We start from the raw sequence: 19547 nt of genomic DNA, 5'->3' as shown, positions 1-19547 counted from the left end.
ACACCTTTTTAATATAAAGGACTCTAGTACAAAATGACTAGCATAAGTCATGCATAAAAAAACAAACAAAAAATAATAATAAATAACTCTTAATAATCATAAGGATATCATTTATCATCAATTAAAAATTGACATTAATCCAATTAAAATCGATTAATAGAATATTTACAAGTTATTTCTTTCAAAAATGAGGCCTAGTATCCAAAAATAATAAGTATACCGCACATATTATTGACTTTATTGATTTTCTGTATTAGTTCATGCAAAATAAATTAAAAATGACAAATTAGTTATAAATGGAGGCAACAACCATGGCAAAACTGTCAGGCGCAGAAATGGTCATTCAGTCACTGATTGATCAGGGAGTTAAGCAGATATTTGGTTATCCAGGTGGTAGTGTTTTGGATATCTATGATGCAATTCATACCTTAGGTGGTATTGAACATATTTTAGTTCGTCACGAGCAAGCTGCAGTACATATGGCTGATGGTTATGCCAGAGCAACTGGTGATGTTGGTGTGGTACTTGTTACTTCAGGTCCAGGGGCAACTAATACTATTACAGGTATCGCAACGGCCTATATGGATTCCGTGCCAATGGTAATTTTATCTGGCCAAGTAGCGAGTAATTTAATTGGTAATGATGCCTTCCAAGAGTGTGATATGGTTGGAATTTCGCGCCCAATTGTCAAACATAGTTTTTTAATTAAAGATAGTAAAGATATTCCAGAAACAATCAAAAAAGCGTTTTATATTGCCTCTACTGGGCGCCCTGGACCAGTTGTTATTGATTTGCCGAAGGATATTGTTAATCCAGCTAACAAATATAATTATAATTATCCAAAATCAGTGACAATGCGATCTTATAATCCAACGACACAAGGGCATAAAGGGCAAATTAAAAAAGCCTTAACTACTTTATTAGCAGCTAAAAAACCTGTGTTATATATTGGTGGTGGGGTAATTAGTGCTGACGCTAGTAATGTGGTTAAATCACTAGCTGATAAACTCAATCTACCGGTGACTTCAACATTAATGGGCATTAGTGCTTTTCCCGGAACCGATAAAAAATATTTAGGCATGATTGGTATGCATGGTGTCTATGAAGCCAATATGGCAATGCATAATGCTGATGTTATTTTTGCTATTGGTGCTCGTTTTGACGATAGAACGACCAACAATATTGAAAAATATTGTCCAAAAGCCAAAATTATTCATATTGATATTGATCCAACGTCTATATCGAAAACCGTATCGGCAACTATTCCAGTGGTTGGTGATGCAAAACAAGTTGTTGAAACAATGTTAACACAACTTAAAGATCTTAGTGTTCAACGTGATCTAGATGCATTAGTTGATTGGTGGAAACAGATTGAACATTGGCGAGCTCGTAAATGCCTTGCTTATAGTCATGAAGGTGAAAGTATTAAGCCACAAGAAGCCATTGAGGTTTTATATAAATTAACTAAAGGTGATGCTTATATTGCAACCGATGTCGGACAACATCAAATGTTTACTGCACTTTACTACCCATTTGATAAACCTCGTCACTTTATTACTTCTGGCGGTCTTGGCACTATGGGCTTTGGTTTACCTGCTGCATTGGGAGTTAAATTAGCATTTCCTAAAAAACATGTAGTTTGCGTAACCGGTGATGGTAGTATTCAGATGAATATTCAAGAGCTTTCAACTGCTTTGCAATATGGTTTACCTGTTATCGTTTTAAATCTTAACAACCGTTTTTTAGGCATGGTTAAACAATGGCAAGATATGATATATGCTGGCCGTCATTCATCATCTTATATGGAATCATTACCTGATTTTGCCAAAATTGCCGAAGCTTATGGTCATGTTGGTATGGTGATTAATAAACGAGAAGATCTGGAACCTAAACTGAAAAAAGCGCTTTCGATAAAAGATCGTTTAGTTTTTATTGATGTCATGACTGATGCGACAGAACATGTTTATCCAATGCAAATTCGCGGTGGTGCAATGAATGAGATGTGGCTTAGTAAAACGGAGAGAACCTAATGCGTTATATATTATCAATTTTAACTGAAAATGAACCAGGTGCATTGTCACGAATTATTGGTTTATTTTCACAGCGTGGGTTTAATATTGAATCCATTACTACAGCACAAACTGAAGATCCAACAATGAGTCGAATGACAATTCAAACATCTGGTGATGAACATGTGCTCGAACAGATCCAAAAGCAACTACATAAATTAGTCAATGTTTATCGCGTTAATGATCTCACTGAAGGCCCTCATGTTGAACGTGAAATCATGTTAGTTAAAGTTGCAGCAAAAAGCTCTGATGCGCGTGATGAAGTTAAACGTTGTGCTGATATCTTTAGAGGTTCGATTGTTGATGTGACAGCAACTCATTATATTGTCCAATTATCAGGTACTAGTGAAAAATTAGAGTCATTCTTAGCTTCAATTCGTGAAACCTGCAATATAGTTGAAATTGTTCGTTCTGGGATCATCGGTTTATCTCGCAGCGAAAAAACGGTTAAATAAATGATCTTCTAAATAAAATAAAAGGCGCATTAAGCGTCTTTTTTTTAAATATATAATAATATTAAATCAATTTTGAAAAAATATTGGATAAATATCAAACAAATGATATAGTTGTCGATTTTTTAACATTCGCGATATTATAGGGAAATAAAGAATGTTGGATGCATTATTTTGGATCGTGATGATATTTAATATCTTCTCCGGTGTAATTGTGTTTGCATTTATACTCATTTTCATTTTTGGTTACTTTGCTGTAAGACGTGATCGCAAAAATCTTAAAAAAAATAAGAAAAAAATAAAAGATTTTATTGCAAAACGTGAGTCATATAGAGATTTAACTAATGAAGAATTAAAACTATTAGAACCTTTTACAAGCCATAAAATATCTGTTCGACCTTATAAACTCCAACCGTTAATTGATTGCAAAGTATCGATAATAAAAGGTGCTTGTATTCGTAATATGGTAATCACCGAAGACAACAAAAATCGTTATTACTATGAAATTAATAATATCAATCTTTTCTTTCCGTATGATTTAGATATGTATCTTTCAAAATATAATGTTGTTGAAGTTGTTTTTACGAACACATATGCATATGTAGTTAATGTCAACAATTGTGGTATTCAGTTTGCTTTTGACAATTATGATCCTAATAGAATAAAAACGACTAATGTTCCAAAATCAGAGACAGCTCCTAAGAATGCTGATTTCGCTTCAGTAAATAATGACGTAAAAGTTGATTATAAAACTTTGTCTACACGTGAAGAAACACCATTGGAATTAAAATCTCGCAATCTAAGCAACTATGGCATATTAACTTCATTTTGTTTATTATTTGCAACTATTCTTTTTATTCGTGAATGGTTAGCTGAAAATGATCAAATATTATCTACTCTGATCAAAATTATAATATGTTTTGTTGTAGCTGTATTTTTTGCTTTGCATAAATCTAAGCTAAAATCCAAACCACAACAAGTGAAAACCATTAAGGTTAATACTTTCAATAAAAATTCTAAATCTCACACCTTAATTGTCGATCATAAAACGAATATAGGTTATCCAAAGTATTGGTCACGTTTTCTACCTGAAGTATCAAAAACAACCACCGAAATGGACATCATAGGTAATATTAATACATTACTGCGTTGTGGGAATATTTTATCAATTCATCGGGAAGTACAACAATTCGGACCACCAAAATTTGTTTTTCGCAATAACGCTTTATTTTTTCTAGGGTTAATATTGGTAATCGTCTTCTATATTTTTTCTAATCCAATTAACAATAGTTTTTTAGCTTATCGATATTACAGCCATCAATTACAAAATTGGCAAATCAATGATTTAACCAGCTTAAATAATAGTGATATTAAGCGAGGGGATCTTATTAACATCTCTATCAACGGTACTTCATGTGATATTAAAGAGAGAAATAAAAATATTGACACTAAATGTCATCACTTGGCTATCAAGGATAAGCCACTGGGAAATGAGGATAATCAATTTATGCTTTTGTTTAATACTATAAACAAAGTATTTGATGAAAAATTCATTGATGCAGTGATAGATCCAAATACGCTCCGAATGCTAGTTTATAAAGGTGAATCTTATTTAAGTTTGAAAAATATGGGACAGATGGTTATTGATATTGATAAAATTTGTAACATCCTTGAAATTGAATGTGAATCGGTTAAATATAAATTAATTCAATTATATACTAATAAAGGAAATTATGATGAAACAGAATGGACTAAATTAGTTACTGAAGCTGAACTTGATCCAAATTTTTCAAAATCAATAGAAATATCAAAAATTAAAGAATTTATCCCTTATATTGATAAGATTAAAAAAGATATTTTATATGAGTTGAAAAATGTTGTTTATAATTATCAATTTAATGGCTTAGGAGTTGAAATTGTATTAATAGAAAATAGTTATATTCAAATAGCTCAATCAGATAGTATTGAAAATGCATCTTCTAAGGAAGATTTGAAATTATCATTAGATTATTACTATAAAATTTTAACTAATGAAGCTAATGCAAATGATGCAATTAATTTGATTGGACTAGTAGGCGATATTAGCTATCGCGAAGATGGTAGCATTTCACAACTTAAGCTTAATGTTAAAGATTATTATAAGGTTGATTCAGAAAAACTATTTTCATTAACGTCGCCAGTTATTATTGATATTATTATGTTCATTATTATGGCAGCAGTAGCATTAATTAATGGGACCACACTACTTTATAAAATTATATTTAATCAACGTCGTATTAAACTAATCACCAAATATTATTCGGATAGAGTAGTACATTACTATGGCTAGACATTAATAACGACAGGATTAAATTTTCATTTTTTGTTATAAAAATAATCAATAATTTCAGCTTGTGGAATAACAATGGATTTGTATTTAGTTTTTAAAATAGGTATTTTAATTTTTGGATTAATTAGTTGGTTTCTTTATAAAAGTGATCGTAGTATCAATAAGAATATTTTAAATGATCATATAAGACAACGTGAACAAATAAGAGATTTAACCGATGAAGAACTAGAACTGTTACAACCCTTTCTAACTAGTAAATTAGCAGTTTATCCTTATAATTTTCAATCATCCTTGATTGATAACAAAGTATCGTATTTACTTGGTACTTGTACTCGTAAAAGTCTTTATAGTAACACAGAAGAAATCGCCTATTATTATGATGTCGATAATATTGAAATATTCTTTCCATATAATATGGATATGTATATTGATGAATCAAATATTTTTGAAGTTGTATTTACCAAACATTATGGGATCGTTATTAAAGTAAATGATTATGATATCAAAACAGCATTTGAAAATTATGATCCAAATGAGGAATATTTATTTAGAGATGTAAAGCAAACTAAATCTAAAGAAAAGATTTTTGACAATGAATTCTTTGAAGAACACAATACTACCCATCGTCAAGATGGTATTAATTCTTCTGATGTTGAATCACTCAGCATTTATAATGATAGTAAAAATCTAGATAATAATCAGGCTTATTTAGAAGCATCAAAAAATTACTATAAACTCCTCTATCAACGAGAAGAAACTCAATTTGAAGCTGCTATACGTCGTAAACATAGCCTTGGTTGGTTGACATCGCTTTGCTTAATTTTAGCTACGGTTCTCTTGATACGCTCATGGTTGGGAGAAAATGATCAGATATCTATTTTAATATTAATTTGTCTCGGCGCAGCTGCCTTTTTTGCTTGGTATAAACCTAAAGATTATTTAAACCCACAGCAAGTATCCGTCGTTAAAGCAAAAATTTATGATAAAGATCCTAACACTTGTTCCATAGAGGTAGGTAATCTTATGGTTTTACAATACCCTAAGTATTGGTTAAATTTTATCCCTGAGACTTCAGATTCCGCGACTGAAATGGTTATCAGTAATGATAATAAAAAATTACTTCGCTATGGTCTGACTTTATCCATTAATAATGAAGTAGAGCAATTTGGACCACCAAAGCTAGTTTCAAGAAATAAGATTTTATTCGTGATTGGTGTAATTTTATCCGCTATTCTCTATTACTTTACTGATCCAGTTAATAATGGTTATTTTGCTTATCAATATTACAGTCAACAATCTGAAAATCTGCAAATTAAAGATTTTACCACTTTAAAAAATAGTGTTATTAAGCCTGGTGACATTGTGAATATCAACATCAAAAATACTTCGTGTGATGTCAATGATTTAAAAGAAGAATATCAATGTCATAACTTCTATATTAACAGTCAGCCAATGGCTTTGAAGGAAAATAATGTCATGGCCATCGAAGGTTCATTAAAACATATTTTTGATACAAAATTTGTTGATGACGTGGTCGATACGGAAATGTTGCGTTTCCAAAATGTACAAAGCCTATATGTTGATATGCTTAACCGCAGTTCAAATGATGGACGTTATGTTAAAAATTCATTTTCTAAAATAGAAAGTATTGGTCAAATGGTAATTGATATTGATAAGGTTTGTAAGATTTTACCGGTTAAAGAATGTGACAATGTCAAATACAATCTGACTCATTTGTTTGATACCAGTAGGAGCAAGGCAAATATTACATGGGATGATTTATTGACTGAATCTACAAAAAATCCTCGTTTTAGTGAAATAGTCGAAACTCGCAGAATGCGTAGCCTCAAACAGGCGCTTGAACCATTTAAATCAGAACTTGAAAGTGAATTGGTGAATGTTATTTCTAAATATCAATCTGATAACGGTGTAAAAATTACATTAACCAATCAAAGCTATGTTGACATGGCTCCATTAGTAATGAGTAATTCGATGAGATTCGATGAAAATGGTTATATTAATTATTATTTTGCTATTTTAAACAACAGTATTCCTGCGAATATTAATATCGTTGGTTCGGTAAGTGATATTCTTTATCACAAGGTTGAAAATTCTGATAGACATAATCTTGAAACACAGAGTATTTCTGATCTGAAAGTGAACGCAAATCATCATTATAATTTGGACGAAAATCAACAGTTATCATCAAATTTATTGGTTATTATTAATGTTATTATGTTTGTCGTGACGACTTTAATCGCTACGATTAATGCTGTAAAACTAGTTCAGAAAACGAGAATTAATCGAAATCGTTCTAAAGAAATTATTAAATATTATCAAGATAGGTTAATTTAGGTATTAATCTTTATTAAAAGGTCTTAAATTAAGAAGATATCAATAGTATGTTAGCAAATATTATCTGTTTTATCGTTATTCCAGCTCTTGCTTTCTTGGTGCTACGCATAGGTATCTTGACCCAAAAAGAACTAGATAAACTTTCCCAAAAAAAGCAAGCCGAAATTGATCCTTTTATTCGTGAAAATGCTATTCGACAGTTAACTGAAGAAGAAATTCTTCTTCTTCAACCTTATCTTGATAATGAAGATCATATTCCTCCTCCTTATCAATGGCAAAGTTCATTAATCAATTATGATGTCATGAGAATTAAAGCGTATATTGAAAAAGATTATCCAGATAAACAAAATAATAATTACTATTACAAGATGGGTTATATACGGTTATTCTTTCCTTACAATATGTCTTACCGTATTTTAGGTCTTCGTGATAGTTTTGATAGCGAACTACCTAAAAATAAGTCTGACTATATCAATACCGCTGAAGTTGTGTTTACTAAAAGTTATGCCATTGTCGTTAAAATAAACACTTGTGAGTTATTGGAAGCAGGTCTAAATCTATCTGGTCGAAAAGAGGGGCAAATTGAAGATTATTGGCAGACCGGCAATTTGAAACCTATTGGTTTGAGTAGCGCTGAAAAGTCAAATGAAACCATTACCCAACTTCTAACAGAAGAATCAGAAAAGACACCGCCTTTTGAGATTGTTAACAAAAGAGAAAAAAATCAATTTGAAATTGCAATGGAAGACCAAAGTAACTCCGGAAAATTAATGATTTTTTTGTTTGTATTAGGTGTGATGGGGTTATTGGTTTTAGAGCATTTTCAATCGCTATTGTTGGCATTTTTCTCAATCATATGCTTTATATTAGCTATGATAGTATCGCATATAAAACGAGAAATACCTACTAAATATGTCAACCATATCAAAGCGCAAAAATTGGGTATTGAATCATACTTTTATGTTAACACTCCCGAACACTGGAGAATGTTCATATCAAATAAAAGTGAAACTCCAATTGATATGGAGGTTGACATTAATTCTCGAAAATTACTCAGTTATGGCGGCTATTTATCAATAAGTGAAGAAGTGGAAAATTATGGTGCACCAAAATTTATCAAGCATAATGTTAAATTGGCTATTACAGGATTATTATTGGTTGTATTAATTTACTATTTTACCAATGCCGGTGAAAAATTTGATTTTAGCTATCAGCAATTAACCTCACAAGCCACTATTTGGAACATTGATGATAAAACTAACTTAAAGAAAATAGCCATTCAATTTATGGATCGGGTTAATCTCGATTTATCAAGTGTCTCGTGTGATATTCAAAATGAAAATGAAGATCATTCTCAATGTAATAAAATATTTGTTAATACCAATCCAATAGGCAGTACAAAACTTAATCTTTTTTCTTCATGGCCTCAATCAACACAAGCGATTTATGATAGCAATATTTTAAGAATGACAAAGGATTCAGAAGTTATTGTAATGACTGCGTTAGCCAACAAATATTTAAATCAGCGTTTAGAGAATGACTCCAAATATACGAATAATCCAAAATACAAACAATACACGAAAAACAAAAATATAGTTGAATTGATAAAAATCTATAATATTGAGACAGCTATTCCAACCTTTGATGACAGTTGTAAACATCTAAACCTTGAACCTTGTGACCAAATTAAAAACAGTCTAGCCAATTTACTGTCAGAGATAAGTGGTGTTGATTTAAACAATTGGTCTGACGTGGTGGCTTATGCGAAATCGCATTACAACATTCAAAAAATAGTAAATTTAAACTCGGCGCAAAATATTGTCCAACTAATTGCTCAATATCGAAAAAATATTCTTAAACATTTTATCTTTGATGCTAAAGAAAAAGTAGCAATGCTGCAAAATGATGAAAATAACCTTAGTTTACAATTTACTAAATTGATCCCACTCTATGATAAAAATTATAATTACAAATATAATAATGAAATTTTCAAAGAACAACTTGATTATTATAATGGTATTTTAATGGGAAATAATGCTAACTTAAAAATTACAGGTGTAGTCACTAATGTGAGTTACCATAATGGAACAGTTTCAAAACTAACTATTTCAACAGATCCTATCTATAGTATTGATAAAAATCAGTTGTTTTCATTTTTATCACCGATTTTGATCAACAATTTTGTGTTTCTATTTGTTATCTTAATCACCTTAATTAATTGTACTTTGTTTATTTGGAAAAAAGCTGCCAATCAATTACGACTTGAAAAAATTATTTCTAATTATAGTGATAAAATTTTAAAAAACCATTCAATGGTTGGGGATTAATATTAGATAGATTACTGAAATAATAGATACCAAATTAGTAGGCGAAGAGAGTAACTTATCGATTAAACATAATTATTCAATTGTGAGCTAAGCCATATTCTGTTATACTATTTTCCCGTCTGATTCATCATATATTGCATTAGTTTTTATGGTTTAAACTTATGTTATATTGTTCAACTAAATTAATAATGGTCTGGTATTAATGGTCACGAATTATATTTTTGTAACAGGCGGTGTCGTTTCTTCTTTAGGTAAAGGCATTGCCGCAGCATCTTTAGCTGCAATTTTAGAAGCCCGCAATTTAAAAGTCACCATGCTAAAACTTGATCCCTACATCAACGTCGATCCGGGAACAATGAGTCCAATTCAACATGGTGAAGTTTTTGTGACTGAAGACGGTGCCGAAACCGATCTTGATTTGGGGCATTATGAGCGTTTTATTCGCACCAAAATGAGCCGAAAAAACAATTTTACCACTGGACGTATTTATTCTGATGTTTTGCGAAAAGAACGTCGTGGTGATTATTTAGGCGCAACAGTTCAAGTTATCCCTCATATTACTAATGCGATTAAAGATCGTGTTATTGATGGTGCAAAAGGTTACGATGTCGCTATCGTTGAAGTTGGTGGTACTGTTGGTGATATTGAATCATTACCATTTTTGGAAGCTATTCGCCAATTAGCGGTAGATGTTGGTCGTGAACATACTTTGTTTATGCATTTAACTTTAGTTCCTTACCTTGCATCATCTGGTGAAGTTAAAACTAAACCAACGCAACACTCAGTGAAAGAGTTATTATCAATTGGTATTCAACCGGATGTCTTAATTTGTCGTTCAGATCGCATTATTCCAGCCAATGAAAGAGCTAAAATTGCGCTATTTTGTAATGTGCCTGAGCGTGCGGTGATTTCACTTAAAGATGTTGATTCTATTTATAAGATCCCTGCATTATTAAAATCACAAAATTTAGATACTTTTGTTTGCAATCGCTTCCATCTTGAATGTAAAGAAGCGGATCTATCTGAATGGGAACAAGTGATTTATGAAGAAGCCAACCCAGTTGGTGAAGTGACCATTGGTATGGTTGGTAAATATATTGCGTTACCTGATGCTTATAAATCAGTTAATGAAGCATTAAAACATGGTGGTTTAAAGAATCGTTTAACTGTACATATTCGTTATATTGATTCAGAAGATCTTGAATCACGAGGCACTGAATTATTACAAGATTTAGATGCAATATTAATTCCTGGTGGCTTTGGCTATCGTGGAGTTGAAGGTAAAATTATGGCTGCACGTTATGCTCGTGAAAACAAGATCCCTTACTTAGGTATTTGTCTTGGTTTACAAGTAGCATTAATTGAATATGCTCGTAATGTTGCCGGCATCAAAGATGCTAATTCAACAGAGTTTGTTAAAGATTGCGCAAATCCAGTAATCGCATTAATTACTGAATGGAGCGATGAATCAGGAAAAGTGGTTCAACGTAGTGAAGATAGTGATCTAGGTGGCACTATGCGTTTAGGTTCACAAATTTGTCATTTAGAGCCTAATTCATTAGTTGCAGGTATGTACAAAAAAGAATCGATTACCGAACGTCATCGCCATCGTTATGAAGTTAACAACAATTTATTACCAGAAGTGGTTAAAGCTGGATTAAAAGTAACAGGATTATCAACTGATAAAAAACTAGTAGAAATCATTGAAATTCCTGATCATCCATGGTTTGTTGCGTGTCAATTCCATCCGGAATTCACTTCAACACCACGTGATGGACATCCATTATTTAGTAGTTTTATTAAAGCTGCCAAAGATCATCAAGATCAGCAGCAAAAATAGTTTATATTTACATTATAGTTACATATCTGTCATATAGAGGAAAATAACATGGCAAAAATCGTTAAAGTACATGGTCGTGAAGTCATCGACTCTCGTGGTAACCCAACTGTTGAAGCTGAAGTTCATTTAGAAGGTGGTTTCGTTGGTCTTGCAATCGTTCCATCAGGAGCATCAACAGGTTCACGTGAAGCATTAGAACTTCGTGATGGTGACAAATCTCGCTTTTTAGGTAAAGGCGTACTTAAAGCTGTTGAAAACGTAAATGGCCCAATTGCTAAAGCAGTTGTTGGTAAAGATGCGTTAGATCAAGCAGCTATCGACCAAGTCATGCTTGACTTAGACGGTACTGATTTCAAATCAAACTTAGGTGCTAACTCAATTCTAGCTGTATCTTTAGCTACAGCTAAAGCTGCAGCTGCAGCTAAAGGCGTACCACTTTATCAACATATCGCTGATCTTAATGGTACTCCAGGTCAGTACTCTATGCCATTACCAATGATGAACATTATCAATGGTGGTGAACACGCTGATAATAACATCGACTTACAAGAATTTATGATTCAACCAGTTGGTGCTAAAACTGTTCGTGAAGCAATCCGTATGGGTTCTGAAGTATTCCACAACTTAGCAAAAGTTCTTCATGATAAAGGTATGAACACTGCTGTTGGTGATGAAGGTGGTTTTGCTCCTAACTTAGGTTCAAATGCTGAAGCATTAGCTTGCATCAAAGAAGCAGTTGAAAAAGCTGGTTATGTATTAGGTAAAGACATTACTTTAGCGATGGACTGTGCAGCTTCTGAATTCTATAACAAAGAAACGGGTAAATACGTATTAAAAGGTGAAGGTAATAAAGAGTTCACTGCTCAAGAATTTACTCACTATCTAGAAGGTTTAACTGAACAATATCCAATCGTATCTATCGAAGATGGTTTAGACGAAAGCGATTGGGAAGGTTGGGCATACCAAACTAAAGCATTAGGTGACAAAATTCAATTAGTTGGTGATGATCTATTTGTAACTAACACTAAAATCTTCAAACAAGGTATTGAGAAAGGTATCGCTAACTCAATCCTAGTTAAAGTTAACCAAATTGGTACTTTAACTGAATCTATCGCAGCTGTTAAAATGGCGAAAGATGCGGGTTATACTGCGGTTATCTCTCACCGTTCAGGTGAAACTGAAGATTCAACTATTGCTGATTTAGCTGTTGGTTTAGCTGCTGGTCAAATCAAAACTGGTTCAATGAGCCGTTCTGACCGTGTTGCTAAATACAACCAATTAATCCGTATTGAAGAAGCTTTAGGTTCAAAAGCACCATTTAACGGTTTAAAGGAAGTTAAAGGTCAATAATTCGTTTTTATAAACGATGTTATTTAATAAAACGGTGACTTAGTTCACCGTTTTTTATTGCTTAAGCGATGACATAACACCATAAGGGTTGCGTTGCTTTGGGTTGTGTTGTACTCTTAGGCACTTACGTTGAAATGGTGCCTTAAATTTGAAAATAATCATAAATATCTAATTGATAATTTATAATTTAACCACATATAACTCTTTTATATTAACCAATACGAATACTTTTTCTGCTTATGAATAATATTACGAATATGTCCCAGCCTAAAAGTAAATGGCAACTTTTTAACTGGCTTTGTTCAGGTAAATTACCGCTTAACGAATTATGGCTTAAACCGACTTATCGTTATAAATTTTTTTTTCGAACTCTATTTTTAAGTCCTATTACGCTTAAATTATTAGATAAATTAAGACAATACAAGTTACTTGGTTACTATTTATCATGCCAAACTAATTTACCTTGTAAACTACAACGACCTTATTTAGCTTCTTGTTTGAGCCAACAAGAACGGTACGAGGCATTAGCTTATCATTATGATTTTTTAGCTAATCGTCCTGATAGCATGACAAAAGCCTTCTATAACTTAGATATCCCTTTTGAATTAGCCAGTATTAGGGCAAAAAATGACGCCAATATAAAAATTGCAATGCAAGCACGTAATAAATATGCTCGGGAAGGGGAACTCAGCCTCTATTTTTATGATAATGATGGCATTGATTTAGCGACGTTAACTTTTACTATCGCGCAATATCAACAAAAGTCGACACTTTTTATTTCCGGCTTACAAGGAACAGGGCATCATGAAGCTCGAACTCGAGTACAACAGGCAACAAAACAGTGCTATGGGCTTTTTCCTAAACGTGTTGCGGTTGAGGCAGCGTTAATTATTGCTGGTTATTTTCAACTTGAACAAATTATTGCGGTGGGCAATAAAACTCATGTCTACAACAACTGGCGTTATAATAGCCGACAAGAAAGAATCTTATCTGATTATGATGATTTTTGGTTAACTATTGATGGTAAGCAAGATTTAAGATCGTTATTTATATTGCCAAACCAGATTAACCGCAAATCACTGGAAGAAGTTGCCAGTAAAAAGCGTTCTGAGTATCGCAATCGTTATGCATTATTAGATGAGCTCAAGAACAATATTGAAACACAATTAGCATCATTAAAATAATCTTTTAATCTATCGCTTGCATTATATTGCAAGCGATCTTAAACAAGACCCAAATCTATCTGATACTTTTAATATAAAAATGATAATTAAGGAATGAAATATGTATTTTGGTATTCTTATTGCTTTAGTACCGTTATGTTTAGGTTATTTGATTAAATTCAAAGAGCAAAAGTGGATAACCAAGATTAATCAGATCTTAAGTTGGATGGTCTATTTTATATTATTTATAATGGGAACCGAACTAGCTCATTTAGATAATCTCGCAGCTAATTTAAAAATTATCTTATTTTATACTGGTATTATTTTTATCTGTACTTTTGGCGGTAATTTTATTTTTTTAGCTATTGTTGATCTTTTTTTACCATGGCGTACTTCACATAGTAATGCAACTTATCAATCACGATTTAAAATGATCTTGGAATCTCTGCGGGTCTGTATTGCATTGATAGCAGGATTTGTTGCAGGACTTTTTCCACTGTTTATTTGGCAATATAGTGAAGATATTACCAAAGTGGTTTTAGTATTTTTGTTGTTACTTATTGGTATTCAGTTGCGTAGTAATAATATTTCGTTAAAACAGATTTTATTGAATAAAGTGGGTATTGCTACTACCATTATTGTCATTCTAAGTACCTTTTTAGGTGGTATTATTGCCGCCTTCATATTGGCACAACCAGTGAGAGTAGGGTTGGCAATGTCATCAGGATTTGGTTGGTATTCGTTATCGGGAATATTAATGACAGAAGCTCATGGTCCAATCATTGGTAGTGCTACTTTCTTAAATGACATTCTACGAGAATTATGTGCCATTATCTTAATTCCTACCTTAATCAAACGATATAAACTTACAGCACTAGGTTTATGTGGTGCAACCTCAATGGATTTTACCTTACCTATGCTACAAAAAGGAGCAGGGGTTAGTATTGTACCACCAGCAATCGTTCAAGGTTTTTTATTAACGTTAATAATGCCAATATTTATGACTCTATTTAATTCTGGCTTATTTTAAATTTTCTACCTAAATTTAACTGACTAAGTTAATAAATAATAATAAATAGTTTATTGTAGACTACCATTGTAACTATATGATTATGTAAATTTATAACAGTAATTGATTAGTTATAATAAAAAATCTATGCGAATCAGTGGTTAAAACTTGCCATATATATTTTTTTATAAATTAGCAAAAACTTTTACTCAGACTTTCATCAATAAACCAACAATTGTTAATTTTACTTTACATATGTTGACAAAATAGGTCCTGAATTAAAAGTAAGATTTTCACAACAAAAAAACATACAATGTTAGAACAAGATATGCAGTGTTTTAATCTTACCTTAAATCATCAACAAATCAATTATTCAAGTATTTAGTAACTGGATAGCGAACCTGTTGAAGTTTATTTAGCCTTTACTAAAAGTCTAAAAACGACATTATTAAAGATTGCACATTGAATTATTAATCCATTTTAATGAAAATGTTTGCATAACGGGGCTGCTTGTTACCACGATTTTATTGAATTTTAAGATTTTATAAGATCATCATTTAATAATCATGATCTTTATGAACGACCGAAAGGTATCAAGATCAATTGATAACAATAATGACCTGATTTTCCTTACTAATCTTTACAATTTTTAAACAAGTAGCAATTGCGGAAATTACTCGATTTAATTATACTTTAAAAGTCAAAAAATTAGATTTTTATTGAAATAAAATAATCGGATATCGTGACAAAGGATTGAAAAAATGTTAAAATACAGTTGTTTAGTGGTCAGTCAGTCAGTCAGTCAGTCAGTCAGTCAGTCAGTCAGTCAGTCAGTCAGTCAGTCAGTCAGTCAGTCAGTCAGTCAGTCAGTCATAAATTAGGGTTATTAAAGGGATTAATAAGTCGAGCCTACATAAATCATCCAATTGCAAGTCAACGATTCTTTACTTCCGTTAAAGAAATCATTACCGCTAAAATTTATTCACTTAACTTACATTTAACCCTTAATTTTTTGCGTTTAAAACCAACATTTTTAACCATATTAGCTATACCTAGTTTATTAATCCTTTCAATTAATTCGGCATATGCATTAAATGCGAGTACGGCCAATGCAATTCATGGAAATGGCCCATATCTCTCTTTTGATGGAATAAATCGAGCCTCTACTACAGAGCCACTGCTTTGGCTTAGATTATCAAACGGTGCGGTTTATCAGCCATATCAAGATAGTTCAAGTTACAACAATCCAATAAAGTTACCTGAGTCAGTTGCGAAAGTAAAGGATATCCAAACAATTATACCGTTTAATAATTATCCTAGTATTAGTTTAAGTAGCGTTATCGCAAGCAATAATTATTTTAATGATATTGATGGAGATAGTGGAATTAGTTCATCAGGTACCTTAAATGTTACGTGGCGAGATGCTAATAATAATGACATCACTAATTGGGTTAAAAATAATCAAGATGCATTTTTATCAATTACCGGTTCGCCTTATAAAGTTACCATTTCCTCTACAAGTGGACGTTTATCAACGCGATATGGACTTCCACAATCAAGTGATATAAGCAATTTTCAAGGGGCAAGTCATACTTATTATTTTTCCCCTGAAGCTAATGGGCGAGCCATAAAGACACGTTCTGATTCATGGGAATATCCTGTAAATCGTAATAAATGGAATAATTTTCCAACTACTGGAGGTGATGGACTTAATTATACATTAGTGCTTGATAAGATCAGCCCAGAAGAAGTGATAGCTATTAATGGTAGTATTATATATCCCGAATCAGGCGAAGGTGTAAATTTATCTTTGTGGAGAGATTCAATTAATGAAGTAGGGATAAGACTAAATGGCCCTAAAATAATTAATGGAGGAAGGTCAACAAAAGGTGTAGCGATAATTGGTTCGGATAAAGTAGATAAGAAATTTGGAGTTTCAAGGTTTGTACTTTATGCCGATAAAGAACGTAAAACAGTTCTGTATAAATTTATAATAAATACTTGGTTTATTAATACAAATCGTTTTGCAACCAACCAAACTCAAACTCCTATACGACCTCGTTATTGTAATTATGAAGGTTATGACTTGCCATCGATTGCACTATTTAGTAATTTTTATTCAAATCGACCAACGTCATCACAAACATTTAGAGAATTAGGTCGACTATATTCTGAATGGGGACAATATGTTGGTAGTTGGAAAATTACTGATCGAGTGATGACTTCTGGTGGTGGGGTTATTCAAGCGGGCGTTATACAAGGCGGTTTTGTAGGCGAAAAATTACGTATGATTTGTGCTACAAGGTTGTCACCAAAAAATTAAGCGAGTAATTGCCAAATAAGGTTTGTTAACTGTATTTGGCTCAAATTTCCATTTGAACATTTTTATCAGCCAATTAATTATCTGATTAGCTACTAAATAGTTAATTTTCAGAATTAGCATCGATTTGTGCTGTATTAACAGCCTAAAAAAGTATTTTTTATAGTTTAATATTAACTTATTAATTAACTATGATAAAAATTTTTGCGCGACAGTAACTAAAATTAACAATATTTTAGTATTTATTAAAGTCAGCTAAAAATTTTGTTACAAATTTGTAACATAAAATCAAAGCGTTTTAGTTCAACTTTACTTTGCATTATTTGACAAAATTTAACATTACAAAGTTTGATATAGTTAATGATATTATTTATACTTTTCTTATAAAATTGATTTATTCACAATAAAATATAATGCTTTTACAAAGGATTGATATATGTTACCAAGTAGTTGTTCAGTAACTAACCATAAATTAGGATTATTTAACCGATTAATAACTGAAATGTTAGCAATATATTTGCCTCAGCATCAACATTCATTTTTTTCTTTTAAAGTTTTATTTACTGTTAAATTCTTGTCTTTTGGAACCAATTTGATAAAACCATTTTTTTGTTTAAAACCGATGCTAATAAATGTATTGGTTATAAATAGTTTATTAACCCTTTCAATTAATTCGACATATGCATTAAATACCAGTACGGTTAATGTAATTAATGGTAGTGCTCCTTATCTTACTTATGACGGAGGCATAACTAAAGCAGATAGTACCGAAAGTTTGTTGGGTATAACTTTATCCGATGGAACAGTCATCAATGCTTCAAATGATGAATCCAGTCTAGTAACTCCAATCGAGTTACCGAGTCAAGACGATACTTATGCGAGTATCCAAACTATCGTTCCGTTACCGGCAGCAGGTAATAGTAGTTATCCTAGAGTGAATATTATTGATTTACTGAAAGCACCGTATAACTATTTTGGTGATGATGATGGCGATGGTTATGATGATGTAACCGGTGAAGTTATCGCAACAGCGAGTGGTGATATAGGCGTTAAATGGGAAAATATTAATGGTATTGATGTGACCGACACCGTTAAAAACAATGCCTATAGTAAATTTATTGAATGTGATAGTCCTTATAAACTAACCTTAACAACAAGTAATGTTGAATTAAATACCGTATATGGAGAGCCAAATAAAAGTAGTTTTATGGGCAGTAGCCATAGTTATTATATAAATCCTAAAGTTGAACCTCATGTCTGTTATGCTCAACCTAGCCCATTATATGATGATGGCTCTTCTGGAGTGGGTATGTTATATGATGGACCTGGCTGGGATTCGGCCCTTATTGATTGGAATTATAGAGGTTATCCAAGTAAAGGATTTAAGATTAATAGCGCACGTAATAGTGGTAATTATGATGGTGAAAGTTCGGTTTATAAAAATAATTTTCCAAGTACAGGATCTAATGGATTATATTTTTATTTGTTATTGGCAGGAATAAGTCCAGAAGCGGTGATCGCGGCCAATGGCAGTAGCATAAGTGCTGTAGAAGGAGGCAATGTCAGATTAAGCTTAAGTACGGGAATAACTCAATGGGAGAATGATAGCACTTTTCTATTTAATAATGCAATAATGTACCCTTATCAATTCCCCTTATATGGTGTACCACAAAAAGGATTAAAGATAACCTTAAATGGTCCTCGGGCAACGTCTAATGATAAGAGTTTTAGTCCTTCTACATTTAGGTTATATGCCGATAGTAGAAAAAGTAAAATACTTTATGAATTTAAATTGATGCGTTGGTATATTCCTACCGATATTGTCTATAACGATATTCTTATAAAAGGAGATTTATCGGCCTCTCAATCGAAAGCTGAAGAAGCGTGTCGTCGATTAGGTAAAGGTTATCGGTTAACGGGAATGTATGATTTGACCTATGATGTTTTTAAAGAAAAATGGCATGGTATACCTCCAACAGACAATTATACTCATCGTCAGTTAAGTTACCGTAAAGATGGTGAATGGGTTAGAGGAATAATGAATGAATGGGGTTCTTTATATAACAACAATGTTTTTTCGGATACTCGTAATTATCCTGATAGTGATTGGGTACATCAAGTTTATGGGATTGCAGAACCAATATCGAAAAATGATGGTAAATATATACGAATTCCGTCGGTTAGTATGTATTCAGGTGGTGTTGGCAACACAGACCCTACATTTTCTTATTTAGCTTGTGTTTCACCTTAATAATAAGAAGTTTAACAATTAAATTAAAATATTATCCAATGTATTGGGATTTATATGTGAGATTTTAAATAGCTATTAGTAA

General features: G+C 32.1%; 11 protein-coding genes. All 11 read left to right on the top strand.

Annotation, left to right across the window (positions count from 1 at the left end; translation table 11 throughout):
• The first annotated feature begins 311 nt into the window (after nucleotides 1–311).
• Nucleotides 312–2030, top strand: coding sequence for an acetolactate synthase 3 large subunit (ilvI, locus tag H3T54_RS06885; RefSeq protein WP_198221672.1), 1719 nt, complete (start codon nucleotides 312–314; stop codon nucleotides 2028–2030).
• A complete protein-coding gene (ilvN, locus tag H3T54_RS06880; protein ID WP_198221670.1) occupies nucleotides 2030–2524 on the top strand; it encodes an acetolactate synthase small subunit in 495 nt (164 codons plus the stop codon). The genes ilvI and ilvN overlap by 1 nt, the downstream gene beginning before the upstream one ends.
• Before the next feature lie 154 nt (nucleotides 2525–2678).
• The gene (locus tag H3T54_RS06875) at nucleotides 2679–4850 is read left to right on the top strand and encodes an IgaA/UmoB family intracellular growth attenuator (RefSeq protein ID WP_198221662.1); all 2172 of its coding nucleotides are present in this window, start codon (nucleotides 2679–2681) and stop codon (nucleotides 4848–4850) included.
• Nucleotides 4851–4925: 75 nt separating this feature from the next.
• Complete coding sequence (locus H3T54_RS06870) at nucleotides 4926–7205, top strand: IgaA/UmoB family intracellular growth attenuator (protein WP_198221660.1); 2280 nt, start codon at nucleotides 4926–4928, stop codon at nucleotides 7203–7205.
• Between the two features lie 47 nt (nucleotides 7206–7252).
• Nucleotides 7253–9532: a hypothetical protein gene (locus tag H3T54_RS06865; protein ID WP_198221658.1), complete on the top strand. Its 2280-nt coding sequence runs from the start codon at nucleotides 7253–7255 to the stop codon at nucleotides 9530–9532.
• A gap of 202 nt (nucleotides 9533–9734) precedes the next feature.
• Nucleotides 9735–11372: a glutamine hydrolyzing CTP synthase gene (gene pyrG / locus H3T54_RS06860; RefSeq protein ID WP_086364110.1), complete on the top strand. Its 1638-nt coding sequence runs from the start codon at nucleotides 9735–9737 to the stop codon at nucleotides 11370–11372.
• 48 nt (nucleotides 11373–11420) lie between these two features.
• Complete coding sequence (gene eno / locus H3T54_RS06855) at nucleotides 11421–12722, top strand: phosphopyruvate hydratase (protein ID WP_110448150.1); 1302 nt, start codon at nucleotides 11421–11423, stop codon at nucleotides 12720–12722.
• Between the two features lie 239 nt (nucleotides 12723–12961).
• Complete coding sequence (locus H3T54_RS06850; protein WP_198221656.1) at nucleotides 12962–13906, top strand: VirK/YbjX family protein; 945 nt, start codon at nucleotides 12962–12964, stop codon at nucleotides 13904–13906.
• 100 nt (nucleotides 13907–14006) lie between these two features.
• Complete coding sequence (locus H3T54_RS06845; RefSeq protein WP_110448148.1) at nucleotides 14007–14915, top strand: lysine exporter LysO family protein; 909 nt, start codon at nucleotides 14007–14009, stop codon at nucleotides 14913–14915.
• Nucleotides 14916–15669: 754 nt separating this feature from the next.
• On the top strand, nucleotides 15670–17217 hold the full coding sequence (locus tag H3T54_RS06840; RefSeq protein WP_198221654.1) for a hypothetical protein: 1548 nt from the start codon (nucleotides 15670–15672) through the stop codon (nucleotides 17215–17217).
• 433 nt (nucleotides 17218–17650) lie between these two features.
• Complete coding sequence (locus H3T54_RS06835) at nucleotides 17651–19465, top strand: hypothetical protein (protein ID WP_198221651.1); 1815 nt, start codon at nucleotides 17651–17653, stop codon at nucleotides 19463–19465.
• Nucleotides 19466–19547 lie beyond the last annotated feature (82 nt).

This window comes from Gilliamella sp. B14384G10, assembly GCF_016101685.1.
In the GTDB taxonomy this organism is placed as follows: domain Bacteria; phylum Pseudomonadota; class Gammaproteobacteria; order Enterobacterales; family Orbaceae; genus Gilliamella; species Gilliamella apis_A.
Note: the sequence above shows the minus strand (reverse complement) of the source record. Positions and strands in the feature narration are given on the sequence as shown.

Coding starts and splice junctions, on each gene's coding strand:
- ilvI (WP_198221672.1), top strand. CDS start 312: ATGGCAAAACTGTCAGGCGCAGAAATGGTCATTCAGTCACTGATTGAT.
- H3T54_RS06845 (WP_110448148.1), top strand. CDS start 14,007: ATGTATTTTGGTATTCTTATTGCTTTAGTACCGTTATGTTTAGGTTAT.
- pyrG (WP_086364110.1), top strand. CDS start 9,735: ATGGTCACGAATTATATTTTTGTAACAGGCGGTGTCGTTTCTTCTTTA.
- H3T54_RS06835 (WP_198221651.1), top strand. CDS start 17,651: ATGTTACCAAGTAGTTGTTCAGTAACTAACCATAAATTAGGATTATTT.
- H3T54_RS06875 (WP_198221662.1), top strand. CDS start 2,679: ATGTTGGATGCATTATTTTGGATCGTGATGATATTTAATATCTTCTCC.
- H3T54_RS06865 (WP_198221658.1), top strand. CDS start 7,253: ATGTTAGCAAATATTATCTGTTTTATCGTTATTCCAGCTCTTGCTTTC.
- eno (WP_110448150.1), top strand. CDS start 11,421: ATGGCAAAAATCGTTAAAGTACATGGTCGTGAAGTCATCGACTCTCGT.
- H3T54_RS06850 (WP_198221656.1), top strand. CDS start 12,962: ATGAATAATATTACGAATATGTCCCAGCCTAAAAGTAAATGGCAACTT.
- H3T54_RS06870 (WP_198221660.1), top strand. CDS start 4,926: ATGGATTTGTATTTAGTTTTTAAAATAGGTATTTTAATTTTTGGATTA.
- ilvN (WP_198221670.1), top strand. CDS start 2,030: ATGCGTTATATATTATCAATTTTAACTGAAAATGAACCAGGTGCATTG.